General features: G+C 66.5%; 12 protein-coding genes. 11 read left to right on the forward strand and 1 reads right to left on the reverse strand.

Annotated features, from left to right (window positions below; genetic code table 11):
• The first annotated feature begins 69 nt into the window (after positions 1–69).
• Together polA and BM244_RS15745 are read left to right on the forward strand one after the other, a co-directional pair.
• Entirely contained in the window at positions 70–2844 is a 2775-nt protein-coding gene (polA, locus tag BM244_RS15740; RefSeq protein WP_093399843.1) for a DNA polymerase I, read from the forward strand.
• Positions 2845–2962: 118 nt separating this feature from the next.
• The gene (locus BM244_RS15745) at positions 2963–4480 is read left to right on the forward strand and encodes a lipopolysaccharide biosynthesis protein (protein ID WP_093399845.1); all 1518 of its coding nucleotides are present in this window, start codon (positions 2963–2965) and stop codon (positions 4478–4480) included.
• A 4-nt stretch (positions 4481–4484) separates the two neighbouring features.
• Here the strand turns inward: BM244_RS15745 and BM244_RS15750 are convergent, their stop codons facing one another.
• Positions 4485–5513 (reverse strand): polyprenyl synthetase family protein, encoded by a 1029-nt coding sequence (locus tag BM244_RS15750; RefSeq protein ID WP_093399846.1) that lies wholly within the window; start codon positions 5511–5513, stop codon positions 4485–4487.
• 109 nt (positions 5514–5622) lie between these two features.
• Between BM244_RS15750 and BM244_RS15755 the strand changes: the two genes are divergently transcribed.
• From BM244_RS15755 to BM244_RS15795, 9 genes are all read left to right on the forward strand, one after another.
• Positions 5623–5910, forward strand: coding sequence for a chorismate mutase (locus BM244_RS15755; RefSeq protein WP_093399847.1), 288 nt, complete (start codon positions 5623–5625; stop codon positions 5908–5910).
• Positions 5911–5956: 46 nt separating this feature from the next.
• Complete coding sequence (locus BM244_RS15760; protein ID WP_254784480.1) at positions 5957–6724, forward strand: virulence factor; 768 nt, start codon at positions 5957–5959, stop codon at positions 6722–6724.
• A 10-nt stretch (positions 6725–6734) separates the two neighbouring features.
• Positions 6735–7121, forward strand: coding sequence for a DUF2147 domain-containing protein (locus BM244_RS15765; RefSeq protein WP_093399851.1), 387 nt, complete (start codon positions 6735–6737; stop codon positions 7119–7121).
• Between the two features lie 4 nt (positions 7122–7125).
• Positions 7126–9684 carry a bifunctional lysylphosphatidylglycerol flippase/synthetase MprF gene (mprF, locus tag BM244_RS15770; RefSeq protein ID WP_217649130.1) on the forward strand — a complete coding sequence of 853 codons (2559 nt, stop codon included), beginning with the start codon at positions 7126–7128 and terminating at the stop codon, positions 9682–9684.
• Positions 9685–9866: 182 nt separating this feature from the next.
• The gene (locus tag BM244_RS15775; RefSeq protein ID WP_093399852.1) at positions 9867–10541 is read left to right on the forward strand and encodes a dTMP kinase; all 675 of its coding nucleotides are present in this window, start codon (positions 9867–9869) and stop codon (positions 10539–10541) included.
• Positions 10542–10883: 342 nt separating this feature from the next.
• On the forward strand, positions 10884–11237 hold the full coding sequence (locus BM244_RS15780) for a MarR family winged helix-turn-helix transcriptional regulator (protein WP_254784481.1): 354 nt from the start codon (positions 10884–10886) through the stop codon (positions 11235–11237).
• Positions 11234–13276 carry an FUSC family protein gene (locus tag BM244_RS15785; RefSeq protein WP_093399855.1) on the forward strand — a complete coding sequence of 681 codons (2043 nt, stop codon included), beginning with the start codon at positions 11234–11236 and terminating at the stop codon, positions 13274–13276. Before BM244_RS15780 ends, BM244_RS15785 begins: the two co-directional genes overlap by 4 nt.
• Positions 13273–13479 (forward strand): DUF1656 domain-containing protein, encoded by a 207-nt coding sequence (locus BM244_RS15790; protein ID WP_093399857.1) that lies wholly within the window; start codon positions 13273–13275, stop codon positions 13477–13479. The genes BM244_RS15785 and BM244_RS15790 overlap by 4 nt, the downstream gene beginning before the upstream one ends.
• Positions 13476–14375, forward strand: a complete 900-nt coding sequence (locus BM244_RS15795) for an efflux RND transporter periplasmic adaptor subunit (RefSeq protein WP_093399859.1) — start codon at positions 13476–13478, stop codon at positions 14373–14375. The genes BM244_RS15790 and BM244_RS15795 overlap by 4 nt, the downstream gene beginning before the upstream one ends.
• Positions 14376–14417: the final 42 nt, after the last annotated feature.

The raw sequence follows: 14417 nt of genomic DNA on the forward strand, positions 1-14417 counted from the left end.
CCCACCTGATACCCAACAACCACGCTTCGCCCATTGGAGCCCGCCCCCGCATCCGCTAGACCGCGCGCGATGCCCCATCTCTATCTCGTCGACGGCTCCGGCTATATCTTCCGCGCCTATCACCGGCTGCCGCCGCTCACCAACAAGCATGGCGAGCCGGTCGGCGCGGTCTATGGCTACACCACCATGCTGTGGAAGCTCGCGGACGAGGTCCACGCCGCCGACGGCCCCACCCACATGGCGGTCATCCTCGACAAGTCGTCGAAGACCTTCCGCAACGATCTCTACGACAAGTACAAGGCGCAGCGTCCGCCCCCGCCCGAGGACCTCGTCCCCCAGTTCCCGATGATCCGCGACGCCACGCGCGCGTTCAGCCTCCCGTGCATCGAGACCGAAGGCCTCGAGGCCGACGACATCATCGCCTGCTATTCGAAGGCCGCACTCGCGCAGGGCTGGGAAGTCACGATCGTAAGTTCCGACAAGGACCTGATGCAGCTGATCGAGCCCGGCCTCGACATGTACGACACGATGAACAACCGCCGGCTCGGCGCGGAACATGTCGCGGAGAAGTTCCACGGCGTCTTGCCCGCGCAGCTCGGCGACGTGCTCGCGCTGATGGGCGACAGCGTCGACAACGTCCCCGGCGTCCCCGGCGTCGGCCCCAAGACCGCGGCAAAACTGATCCTCGAACACGGCGATCTCGAATCCGTGCTCGCCGCCGCCGACGGCATGAAGAAGGGCAAGCTCCGAGACAACCTGATCGAGCATGCCGAGATGGCGCGGCTGTCGAAAGTTCTCGTCACGCTCAAATGCGACGTGTCGCTGCCCGAGCCGCTCGAGGATCTCGAACTCAAGGGCATCCCCGACGCGCCGCTACGTGCGTTCCTCGAACATCACGGCTTCAAGTCGCTGATCGCGAAGCTTTCCGCGGTCGCCGAAGCCCCCGTCGCGGAACCGGCAAGCACCGCCCAGTTCGACGAGGACGAACCGTGTAAACACGACGACTACGAGACCGTCGTCGACGAGGCCGCACTCGATCGCTGGATCACGGTGGCGAAACACCAGGGCTGGATCGCGATCGATACCGAAACCACCGGCATCGACGCGACGCGCGCCGATCTCGTCGGGGTGAGCATGGCGCTGCATCCGAACCTCGCCTGCTACGTACCTATCGCGCATGGCGGCACCGATTTGCTCGCGGAAAACCCGGTCCAGCTCGATCGCGCGCTCGTGCTACAGAAGCTGAAGCCACTGCTTGAAGACCCGAGCGTCCTGAAGATCGGCCACAACCTCAAATACGACATGATCGTCCTCGGCCGCGCCTATGCGTCGACCGGCGGCGTGCAGATCGCGCCATTCGACGACACGATCGTGATGAGCTTCGATCTCGACGCCGGGCTGCACGGCCACGGCATGGACGAACTCGCCGCCACGCATCTCTCGCACAGCTGCATCGCATTCAAGGACGTCGTCGGCACCGGCAAGACGCAGCGGACCTTCAACGAAATCGATCTTAAGGCCGCGACGCGCTACGCCGCCGAGGATGCCGACGTGACGCTCCGTCTCTGGCGCCGCTTCAAGCGCCGCCTGCCCGCGGAAGGCTCGACCCGCGTGTACGAGATGGTCGACCGCCCGCTCGTCCCCGTCATCGCGCAGATGGAGATGCACGGGATCAAGGTCGACGCCGCGAAACTGTCGAAGCTCTCGACCGAGTTCGCCGGCCAGATGGCGAGCCTGGAAACCGAGATCCACGCGCTCGCCGGCGCGCCGTTCACGATCGGCAGCCCCAAGCAACTGGGCGACGTGTTGTTCGAGAAGATGGGCATCAAGGGCGGCCGCAAAGGCAAGTCGGGCGTCTATTCGACCGACGTCAACGAACTCGAACGGATCGCGGCGGACAAGGATTCGCCGGGTGCAGTCATTGCGCGAAAAGTGCTCGACTGGCGCCAGTTGTCGAAGCTGAAATCGACCTACACCGATGCGTTGCAGGCGCAGATCAACCCGGCGACGGGCCGCGTCCACACGTCCTACTCGCTGACCGGCGCGCAGACCGGCCGCCTGTCGTCGACCGATCCAAACCTCCAGAACATCCCGATCCGCACCGAGATCGGCCGCCAGATCCGCGACGCGTTCGTGGCCGAACCCGGCAACGTCATCCTCGCCGCCGATTACTCGCAGATCGAACTGCGGCTGGCGGCGCACATGGCCAATGTCCCCGCACTGAAGGCCGCGTTCGCAAACGGCGACGACATCCACAGCCTCACCGCGCAGGAACTGTTCGGCGAGGTCAACCGCGACACCCGCGGCCGCGCGAAGACGATCAACTTCGCGATCCTCTACGGCATCTCGCGCTGGGGCCTCGCCGGGCGTCTGGACGTGTCGGCGGACGAAGCACAGGCGATGATCGACCGCTATTTCGATCGCTTCCCGGGCATCTCGAACTACATCGTCGAGACAACCGAAAGCGTTCGCGCGAGCGGCTACACGACCACGTTGTTCGGGCGCAAAACGCACTTCCCGCGCATCCGCTCGAAAATCCAGCACGAACGCCAAGGCGCCGAACGCGCCGCGATCAATGCCCCCATCCAAGGCACGAGCGCCGACATCATCAAGCGCGCGATGGTGCGGATGGGGCCGGCATTGCTCGAAGCGGGTCTGCCCAATGTCCGCATGCTGCTTCAGGTCCACGACGAACTCGTGTTCGAATTACCGGAAGGTGACGTCGCCGCGGCCAAGCCCGTGATCGAGCAGGTCATGGCGAACGCCGCGCAACCCGCGGTAACGCTCGACGTCCCACTCGGCATCGAGATCGGCACCGGCCTTAGCTGGGGAGCGGCACATTGAACGCGCAGGGCGGCAGCCGGCCATGTCCGGCTGACTCGCACCAGCGCGGCCGGCGGAGCGTTCGCTCCGACCGACGACGCGGCTTTGCCGCGGCGCGATCCACGAATGGCGCAGCAGCGTGACCGAGGCCACGCAGGATATCGACACGCTCGCCAAGGGCGGTCGGACCAACATCGCCGGCTTCGTCCTCCGCCTCGCCGCGCGCATCCCGTTCCTGTTCATCGCCGGCCGCATCTACGGCCCTGACCTCGTCGGCCGCTTCGCGATCGCGGTCGTGGTGGTCGAACTCGCCGCGCTTCTCGCGACGCTCGGGCTGAAGCGCGGCCTCGCGCAGGCCCTCAGCAGCGCCGATCGCCCCCACGCCAACGTCGTCTGGGACGCGATGGCAGTCGCGTTCGTCGCGTCGCTCATCGCCAGCGCCGTGCTCTGCACCTTCCCGCAGATCATGTATCCGAACAGCGCGATCACCGGGCTCGACCGGTTCCTGCCGCTGATCATCGTCGCGATTGCATGGTCCGATGTCAGCCTCGCAGCACTTGCGTACAGGCTGAACGTCAAGGCCGCCGTCACCGCCCGCGCGGTGGTCGAGCCTTGGACGATCTCGATCGCCGCCTGGGCGTTCTCCTATTTCACGATCCGCGACGGCCTTGTGCTCAGCTACGTCGCGTCGATGACCGCGGCGCTGATCGCCAGCCTCGTGCCGTTCCTGCGCAGCTACGGCATCCCGCGCGGCTGGTCGCCGCAGCTCCGTCCGCTCTACGCGCTCGCCCGCGCCAACGTACCGCTCGCGGGCGCCGACATCCTCGAATGGGGCAGCCGCAACGTCGACCGCTTCATCCTCGGCGTGATGTTCGAGCCCAAGGTCGTCGGTATCTATTACATGGCACAACAGGTCGCGAGCTTGCCGCAGAAGCTCAAGACCAGCTTCGACCCGATCCTCGGCCCCGTCATCACCCACAGCCTCGCGATCAACGACCGCGCGGCGATCGCCAACCAGGTCCGCCAGGTCGCGTTCTGGATCATGGCGGCGCAAGGCGGGCTCGCGCTGATGGGCTCGATCCCCGGCGAAGCGGTGATGGGCGTGGTCGGGCCGCAATTCGTCGCCGGCACCGCCGCGCTCGCCTTCCTGCTCACCGCCGAAGTGCTCGCCTCGACCGGCGCTGTCAGCGAGTCGGCGCTCGTCTACATCGCCCGTCATCGCAACCTGATGATCTCGGCGGCGATGCTCGCGTTCCAGGTCGGCCTCAGCTTCGCGCTGATCTTCACGATCCGCGCGCTCGGCTACCCCGTCAATTACCAGGCGGCAGGCCCCGCGATCGCGCTGATGCTCTCGGTAGGGCTGACCTCGATCATCAAGTCGAAGCTTCTCGGCCATCTGCTGGGTGCCAGCGTCTCGCCATGGCGCTGGCCGCTGATCTGGGCTGCGCTCGCGGCGATCGTCGTCGGGGCTGCATTCACGGCGCTGCCCAAGCGCTACGAGTGGGTCGAACTCGCGATCGGCGAACCCGCGATCGCGGCGACCTACCTGTACATCCTGTGGAAATACGCGTTCGGCCCCGCGGACCGCGCGCTGTTCGGCAAATCGGCACCTGTCGGCGAAGCGACGTTGCCGAATGCAGGATCACCGATCCGCTAGGCGATCAGTATGCGCGGGCGACCGCGAACTCGACGGCTTCGACCATCGCGTCCTTGGCTTCGCCATTGGGGAAGCCGGCGATCGAGTCGATCGCGCGCTGGCCGTAATGCCGCGCACGCGCGAACGTGTCGTCGATCGCGCGCGTGGAGCGGATCAGGCGAATCGCATGCTGGAGATCGGCCTCGCTGTCGCGACGACCTTCGACGGCGTCCTTCCAGAACGCACGATCCTCGGCCGAGCCACGCGCATAGGCCAGGATCACCGGGAGCGTCATCTTGCCCTCACGGAAGTCGTCGCCCGCATCCTTGCCCATCGTGTCGGCGTCCGAGACGTAATCGATCGCGTCGTCGACCAGCTGGAACGCGATGCCCAGGTTGCGACCATAGGCGTCGAGCGCGGCTTCCTCGGCCTCGGGGCGATCGGCGACGACCGCGGAAATCCGGCAGGCGGCGGCGAACAACGCCGCGGTCTTCGCACCGATGATGTCGAGATAGCGCTCCTCGCCGAGATCGACGCGGCGTGCGGCCGTAAGCTGGTTGACCTCGCCCTCGGCGATTACCGCGCTGGTCGAGGACAAGATCTTCAACGCCTTCAGGCTGCCCGCCTCGACCATCAGTTCGAAGCTGCGGCTGAACAGGAAATCGCCGACCAGCACGCTGGCGGGATTGCCCCAGATGATGTTGGCGGTGCGCTTGCCGCGGCGCAGGTCCGAGCCGTCGACGACGTCGTCGTGGAGCAGGGTCGCGGTGTGAATGAACTCGACCGCGGCGGCGAGCAGGTGATGCTGCGTGCCCGTATAGGCAATGAGTTGCGCGCTCGCGAGCGTCAGCATCGGCCGCATCCGCTTGCCCCCACCCGCGATCAGATGACCGGCGAGTTCGGGGATCAGCGGAATTTCCGACTGCATCCGGCCGCGGATGACCGCATTGACCTGGTCCATGTCGCCGGTGACGAGTTTGACCATCGGGTCCAGCGACGGCTGGGACTCGGGATTGGCACGTACGGTTTCGAGGCGGTGGATGGTGGCGCTCATCTTCCCGAGCCTCTGACGCCTATGCCCCTGCAAAGCAACCCTTGGTGCCTCTTGCCGTTCGCGATCCACGCCCGCAAAAGGCGCGCCGAACCAACGAAAGGGTGCGCGGATGGCTGACGACCTGCTCAACGGATACCGCCAGAGCATCGATAATATCGATGCGGCGCTTATCCACATGCTCGCCGAGCGCTTCAAGGTGACGCAGGCGGTGGGCCGGCACAAGGCGACGCACGGCCTTCCCGCCGCGGATCCGGGCCGCGAGGAGCGCCAGATCGCAAGGTTGCGGCACCTCGCGGCGGAGGCACAGCTCGATCCGGAATTTTCCGAAAAGTTTCTTCGCTTCATCATCGACGAAGTGATCCGCCACCACGAGCGGCTGGCGCACGATCCGCTGTAAGCGGCGCGGCGGCGATTCTCTTCCCCCCTCTCCAGGGAGGGGAGCAATGCGTGAAGAAAACGTCATCCTTGCTCCACCTGCCGATCATTCGGCCCGGTGCAATCGGTTGCGAATGACGTGGCTCCGCCGATCCCTGTTCGCGCTGGTCCTGGCCAGCGTTGCCGCGACCGGTTTCATGGGCTGGCTCGGCTATTTCGGTGGGCCGCTGTTCACCGATGTCTACCCGACCAGGCCGCAACGGCCGTTCGCCGCCGTGCTCCTCACGGGCGATCTCGGCTACAAGATCGGCATGGCACCGGAGATCGCGCGGCGGCTGGCGGCGGACGGCGTGCCAGTGGTCGCGGTCAACACGCTGACCTATCTGCGCACGACGCGAACCCCGGCGGACATCACGACGCTGATCGCGCGCGCCGAACAGCGTGCGTTGCGGCTAGGCCATACCGATCGGGTGGTGCTGATCGGCCAGTCGTTCGGGGCCGACATGCTGCATGTCGGGCTGGTCGACCTCGCCCCCGAACTGCGCGCGAAGGTTGCGAAGGTCACGCTGATCGTCCCCGAGGACAACGTCCAGTTCCGCGCTTCGCCCAGCGAGGTCTTCGATCTCTGGACCCCCACCATCGATGCCATGCCGACCGCGCGGCGGCTGACCTGGGCGCCCCTGCTGTGCGTCCAGGGTGCGGAAGAAGTCGGAAGCTTGTGTCCGTTACTCAAGCAGCCCAATGCCCATATGGTCGCACTGCCGGGTGGACACCCGCTTCACCGTGACGCAGATGCGCTCTACGACGTGCTGGCGCGGTTCGTTTTCGCGGATTGAGGATCGACCGATGGTTCCTGCAATGATGGCGCTCGCGATGGCCGCGGGCAGCCCGGCTCCCGCTTCACCGGTGGAGGGAGTCTGGCACAACCCGAAGAACAGTGTCGCGGTAAAGACCGGTGCCTGCGGTGACAAATTGTGTGGCTGGGTAATCCGCGCCGACGACGAGGCCCAGGCCGATGCGCGCGATGGCGGTACGCCAAAGCTGATCGGCACCGCGTTGCTCCGCGAATACCGCACGAGCGGTCGCAACAAATGGTCGGGCCAGATCTTCGTCCCCGACATGGGCCGCACCTTCGGGTCGACGCTGACGCTGGTCGATGCGAACACGATCGACGTGAAGGGGTGCCTGATCGGCGGGTTCTTCTGCAAGACGCAGACGTGGCGCCGCGGCTGACCCGATGACCACGGCGACATTGGTCATCCGGATCCGCGACTGGATCGCGCATCGCCGGGGGATGCTGATCGCGCTGGCGGTGCTGGTGGTCGCGGTGCTCGGCTTCGCGGCGATTCACAAGCTAACCTCGGAAATCCGCCTTTCGGAGGTGCGCGCCGCGTTCGCGGCGCTTGGCTGGTCGCAACTGTCGGTGTCGATCGGGCTCACCGCCGTCAGCTACATCGCCCTGACCTTCTACGATTCGATCGCGTTGAAAGTGATCGGCCATCCCCTGCGGTGGCGGACCGCAGCGGTCGCGTCGTTCACCAGCTATACGATCAGCCACAATCTCGGTCTCGCGATGCTGACCGGCGGCTCGGCGCGTTACCGCGTCTACAGCCGTGCCGGGCTCGACGAAGCCGCCGTTGCGCGGGTCGTGCTGATCGCAGGCGTGACGTTCTGGGCCGGGGTCGTCACGGTCGCGTGCCTGTCGATGGCGATCCATCCCGGCACGTTGCCGATCGTCGACTGGACGATGCCACCGCTGCTCGAACGCGCGGTCGGCATCGTCATCCCGCTCGTCATGCTGGGCATCGTCCTGCGTCATCGCCAGGGCGGATCGATCGGACTGTTCGGTTGGCGGTTGCCCTTGCCGAACTGGCGACAGGCGCTCGCACTCCTGCTGGTCTCGACGGTGGACCTCGCCGCGGCCAGCGCGGCACTCTTCGTCCTCCTGCCCAACGCCTCGCCCGATCTCTATCCGGTGCTTTTTCTCGGCTATGCGGTCGCGATCGTCGTCGCGTTGATCAGCCATGTGCCAGGCGGTCTCGGCGTGTTCGAAGCGGTCATCATCGCGACGATGCCGCAGAACAATGCGACCATCCTCGCCGCCCTGCTGGCCTACCGGATCATCTACTACGTCGCGCCGCTGGTGCTGGCGGCCGCGCTGCTGGCGTTTCACGAGGGTCGGCAATGGCGCAGTCGAGCACGCGGCAAGGGGACCGATCCGCTCGCGATCGCACTGCCGCTGGCGCCGCTCTTGCTGAGCGTCCTCGTCTTCCTCAGCGGTGCGATGCTGCTCGTCTCCGGTGCCCTGCCCGCAGCCCCCGGCCGCATGGATACGCTCGCGACTATCCTGCCGCTGCCGATCAGCGAGATGGCGCATGTCGCGGCGAGCCTCGTCGGCGTCATGCTATTGTTGGTCGCACTCGGTCTGTACCGCCGGCTCGATGGTGCGTTCTGGGCGGCGCGGCTGTTGCTTGTCGCCGGCGCGTTGCTGTCGATCGCCAAGGGGCTCGACTATGAGGAAGCGACGGTCCTCGTTCTTACCGCCGCCGCGCTGCAATGGACGCGCGCAGCCTTCTATCGGCGGACGCGACTGACCGCCGAGCCCCTGTCACCCGAATGGCTGGTCGGTGTCGGCGCCGCGATCGGACTGTCGGTGTTGATCGGGTTCTTCGCCTACCGTCATGTCGGCTATTCCAGCGACCTGTGGTGGCGGTTCGAGACCGATGCGAACGCCTCGCGCTTCCTGCGCACCAGCCTGGCGGTCGGCCTGCTGTTGATCGGTGCGGCGATCTGGCGATTGTTCGCGGCGGCACCCGTGCCGATGGTGCACGACATGCTGCCCGACGACGTCGCCGAGGCCGCGCTCGTGCACGCCGATCGCACCGACGCGATGCTCGCCTTCACCGGTGACAAGCGCTTCCTTGTGTCGGACAGCGGCGACGCGTTCCTGATGTACCAGGTCAAGGGATCGAGCTGGATCGTGCTCGGCGATCCGGTAGGGCCGAGCGAGGCATGGTCCGAATTGCTCTGGGCGATCCGCGCGCGTGCCGATGCTGCGCAGGGTCGGCTGCTGCTGTACCAGATCGGCCTCCGCATCGTGCCGATCGCAATCGAGATGGGGCTGAAGCTGGTCAAATACGGCGAGGAGGCGACGGTCGAACTGGAGGGGTTCACCCTCGACACGCCCGACATGCGCAGCGTGCGGAAAGCAAGCAGGGTCGCCGAGCGGGCGGGCGCGCAGTTCGCCGTCGTGGCCGCCGCCGACATGCCCGCGATCATTCCCGAATTGCAGGCGATCTCCGACTGGTGGCTGGCCGACAAGGATCATGCCGAGAAAAGCTTCAGCGTCGGCCGGTTCGAGCCGGGGTACATGGCCAAGTTCGACTGCGCGGTCGTGCGGATCGAGGGCAAGGTCGTTGCCTTCGCCAACGTCTGGGGCACGCCGAACAAGCAGGAATTGTCGGTCGATCTGATGCGCCATGCCGAGGACATGCCGCAGGGGGGCATGGACTTCCTGTTCACCCGGCTGATGCTGTGGGGACACGAGCATGGCTACCGCAATTTCTCGTTGGGCATCGCGCCGCTGTCGGGGATCGAGGCGCGGCGGCTATCGCCGACGTGGTCGAAGGTGGCGGCATTCCTGTTTCGCCACGGCGAGCGCTTCTACGGCTTCGCCGGGCTGCGCGCGTACAAGGAGAAGTTCCGCCCAAACTGGACGCCGCGCTATATCGCGTCGCCGGGGGGGACGTCGCTGTTGCGCGGGCTGATCGATCTGCAGGCTTTGGTGAGCCGGTAAGGCGTACGAGCAAACCGGGCAGACGCCCCTTCGATTGATCGTCACCGGAAATCGGTCCGACGATCCGGTCGACAGGTACGCAAACCAGATCCCGTCGATCCCCAGCGCCGTGTTTGCCGGATCCCGTCCGGCATGACGAAGATCGCTTTAAACCGAACGTCGATCCGTTCTAGGGCTCTGACATGAGTTTCCTCCTGGCAATCGAAGGCGCCGACGGCGCGGGCAAGGCCACCGCGTCGGCATTGGTGGTCGAGCAGTTGCGCGCTGCGGGCCGCACCGCGGACGTCGTGTCGTTTCCGCGCTATACCGAGACGGTCGGCGGCTGGGCGCTCGGCGCAATGCTGGCCGGTACGTTGCCGCGGGGCACCTCGCCCAAAGCGGCTGCGGTGTTGTATGCGCTCGACCGGATGGAGTCGCGCGATCATCTGCTCGCCACGATGGCAGCGAACGACGTCGTGGTGTTCGACCGCTATATCGCCTCCAACATGGCGTATCAGGCAGCGCAGGTTCCCGCGGACGAAGCCGATACGATGATGGCCTGGATCGCGGATCTGGAGACCGGGTCGTTCGCGCTGCCGAAGCCGGATCTGTCGGTATATCTCGATACGCCCGCCGCAATCGCGCGCGGCCTGATCCTGAAAAAGCGCAAACGCTCGTACACTGACGATGCGTTCGACGCGTACGAGGCGGATAGCGGGCTGCAGGACCGGGTTCGAACGAACTATGCCGCGATGGCTCAGGCGGGCTTGCTTGGACGCTGGGCGACCGTCTCGACGGTCACGGATGGTGCGTCGCGCTTGCCCGCCGAGATCGCCGCGGAGATCGTCGCGCTGTTCGACCACTACGGGTCTGTCTGAGCGCTAGCCAACCTTCCCCGCTGCCGTCCTCTTGATGGAATCGTGTGTCGAAGGAAACAGAGCGCCGGCCGGCTGTACCCCTGATCCCGGCTTTCACGAGGCTGACGCAGGTCTCACGGCGAATCTCTTGCGCCGTTACGCCGCGGCGGTCGCCGCTCGACGCGTATCGCGACGTTCCTAACTTTTCTGTCATGAATCTTTTCCGCATTGCAGCATAGGAAAACACCATTACTTAGCACGCTAATGACTTCTCCTCGTGCCGTCCTTGAATCGTCCTACGCCCGCACCCTGCTTCCACTGGCAAGGATGTGGCGGCAAGCGGCGGATCGTGCGCTCAGCGACATGAACGTCTCGGCATCGATCGGCTGGGCCCTCGTCCAGGTCGGGCGGCTGGGCGACGACGTTCGGCAGACAGACCTCGCCAACCAGCTCGACGTGACGCAGGCTTCGCTGGTCCGCTCGATCGACCAGATGTCGGCGGCGCGCCTGGTCGAGCGTTGCCGCGATCCCGCCGACGCGCGCGTCAGCCGCATCCGCCTGACCGAACACGGCCGCGCACTCGTGACGACGATCGAGGCGAAATTCGCGAGCCTGCGCGGAGCGATGCTCGACGACGTGTCCGACCAGGACCTTGCCACCGCGCTACGCGTCGCGGAGCAGCTGGGCGCACGCTTCATGGCGGATCGCGCCCGATGAACCTTGCCCGGTTTGGCGGGAAGGAAGCGCTCTTCTCCGTCAAATGCTTCATCGCCGCGATCCTCGCCTATTACATCGCGCTCAGGATCGGGCTGACCCGACCCTATTGGGCGGTCACGACATCGTACATCGTCGCGCAGCCGCTCGCCGGCGCGGTGCTGTCGAAGGCGGTGTTCCGCGTCGCCGGCACGGTGCTCGGCGCGGCAGCTGCCGTCGTGTTGGTGCCGAATCTGGTCAACGCGCCCGAACTGCTCTCGCTCGGCTTGGCGCTGTGGCTCGGGCTGTGCCTGTATATCTCGCTGCTCGACCGGACGCCGCGCGCGTATCTGTTCCTGCTGGCGGGCTACACGGCCAGCATCATCGGGTTTCCGTCGGTGACGACGCCGGGTGCCGTGTTCACGATCGCCGCATTGCGCGTGCAGGAGATCACGATCGGCATTCTGTGCGGAAGCCTGATCCACGGCTTCGTCTTCCCGCAGACCGTGACCGCGACGCTGCTCGCGCGGATCGACGCGATCCTGGCGGATGCAGAGCGCTGGTCGCGGGACTCGCTGGCGGGGGCGTCCGATGCCGCGCTTGATCGCGATCGCCGGCGGCTGGCGCTTGACATCAACGAGCTTCACCAGCTGTCGATCCACTTGCCGTTCGACACCGCACGCCTGTTGCCGCGGACACGGACGTTGCGCGCGTTGCAGGCGGAACTGTCGATGTTGTTGCCCCTGGCGAGCGCGGTCGACGACCGGATCGTCGAACTGAAGCGCGGCGCCGATGCGCCCCGCCCCGAAGCGCTCGCGCTGATCGAGGACGTCCGCGAATGGTTGCACGATCCGGCGGCCGTGGCGGAGCGTGGTCCGACCGCGGATGCGTTGATCGAACGCGCCCGCGATCTCGAGCCCAAGGTGGGCGACACGCTGATCTGGCGCGACGCGTTGCGGCTCAGCCTGCTCGCGCGACTTGCCGAACTGGTCGACGCGCACCGCAACGCGCGCGACCTGCGCGACCAGATGCGGTCGCCATCGCGCGCGCCGGTCACCCCCGCCGTCGCGCGGCTGCTGGCCCGGATCGCAAAGCGACCGCTGCACCGCGATCGCGGGATCGCCTTGCGCGCCGCCGCCGGCACCGTCGCGACCATCCTGCTCGGCTGCGTCTTCTGGATCGGTACCGGCTGGGCGGATGGCGCCGGCGCGGTGCTGATCGCGGGCGTGTGCTGCGCGCTGTTCGGCAACAGCGACGATCCCGCGCCGGCGATCAAGGCGTTCTTCTACGGTACGATCATCGGGCTGGTCGTGTCCGCGATCTACGCCTTCGCGATCCTGCCGCGCGTGACCGATTTCGTAACCCTGGTCGCGGTCCTCGCGCCACCTATGCTGATCGGCGGGATGTTCCTGGCACGCCCGACGACCTTGCTGGTGACGCTCGGCGCGCTGCTCGGCGGATTGAATACGGTCGGCCTGAACGACCGCTTCGGCAGCGATTTCAGCAGCTTCATCAACGGCGGCATCGCCCAGCTGGTCGGCACGCTGTTCGCAGTCGTCACCGTCGGGTTGTTCCAGACGATCGGCGCGGATACCAGCGCGCGGCGATTGATCCGCGCAGGCTGGCGCGAACTGGCGGCGCGCAGCGATTCGATGCGCCGCCCCGATGCCGCGGGTTGGATCGCGACGATGCTCGACCGCATCGGCCTGCTCGCGCCGCGCCTCGCGTTGCAGGGCGAGGATCCGGGCAAGCCGCTGCTCGACGCGCTGACCGACCTGCGCGTCGGCGTCGCGGTCGGCGAACTCAAGCAGTTGCGGATGGATGGCTCGACCGACGAGGCCGCGGTGATCACGCCGGTCCTGCGCGGCGTCGGCGCGCATTACCGTGCGTTGCGTCCCGACGAACCCGCGCCGCCCGAACCCGATCTGCTTGCGGGTATCGACGCCGCGATGATCGGTTTTGCGACCAGCACGCCCGATCGCCACCGCACCGGCATACTCGCGCTGACGTCGCTGCGCCGCAATCTCTTCCCGCAAGCACCAGCCTTTGGAGGGGTTGCATGACCGGCGAAATCTCGATCGGCGGCGTCTATCTGCCGAGCATCCTGTTGCTTGCCGTCGCCGCCGTCATCCTGACCGGTATCGCCACCCGCCTGCTCGCGTTCGCCGGCGCCTACCGAATGGTGACGTATCGACCGCTCGTAGACCTGGCACTGTTCCTTCTCATCCTCGGCCTCCTCGCCCTGCTCACCGGACCTTCCGCATGAATACCCGCCTGAAATCTTTGCTCGCCCCTCTGGGTCGCTCGGCCGTCACGCTGATCATCGTCGCGCTCGCGGTACTGGTCGCGCTGTGGCTGTGGAAGCGGTACGAGACCGATCCGTGGACGCGCGACGGGCATATCCGCGCCGATATCGTCCGCGTGACGCCCGACGTCGCGGGCCTCGTCACGCAGGTCGCGGTGCACGACAACCAGGCGGTGAAGCCCGGCGACGTGCTGTTCGTGGTCGATCGCCCCCGCTTCCAGCTGACGCTGGCGCAGTCCGACGCGTCGATCGCGAGCGCCCGCGCGACGCTGTTGCAGGCGCGACGTGAAGCACAGCGCGATCTGGCGCTCGGCGATCTGGTGGCGAAGGAAACGCACGAGCAGAACGTCGCGCGCGTCGCCACCGCGTCGGCCGCACTCGCGCAGGCGCAGAGCGCACGCTCCACCGCGGCGCTCAACCTCGCCCGCACGACGGTGCGCGCGACGGTTCACGGGATCGTCACCAACCTCGATCTCCACCCCGGCGACTATATCGCGACCGGAACGCAGGCGATGGCGCTCGTCGATACCGACTCGCTCCGCGTCGAGGGATATTTCGAGGAAACCAAGCTCGGCAGCATTCATCTCGGCGACCCGGTGATCGTCCACCTGATGGGCGAGCCACAAGCGCTGCACGGCCGCGTCGACAGCATCGCCGCGGGGATCAACGACAGCGAGCGGACCAATACGACGAACCTGCTGCCGAACGTGAATCCGACGTTCAATTGGGTGCGCTTGGCGCAGCGGATCCCGGTGCGGGTAAAGCTAACCAGCGTCCCTAAGGGGACGCAACTGATCGTTGGTCGGACGGCTACGGTAACGGTTCAACCGCGCATCGCACCGGGGACGACGGCATGATGTTCGGTCGCCGCCCCGCGTCGTTCGGCAACGCCCCTTCTT

It is taken from the genome of Sphingomonas sp. OK281 (assembly GCF_900115295.1).
In the GTDB taxonomy this organism is placed as follows: Bacteria; Pseudomonadota; Alphaproteobacteria; order Sphingomonadales; family Sphingomonadaceae; genus Sphingomonas.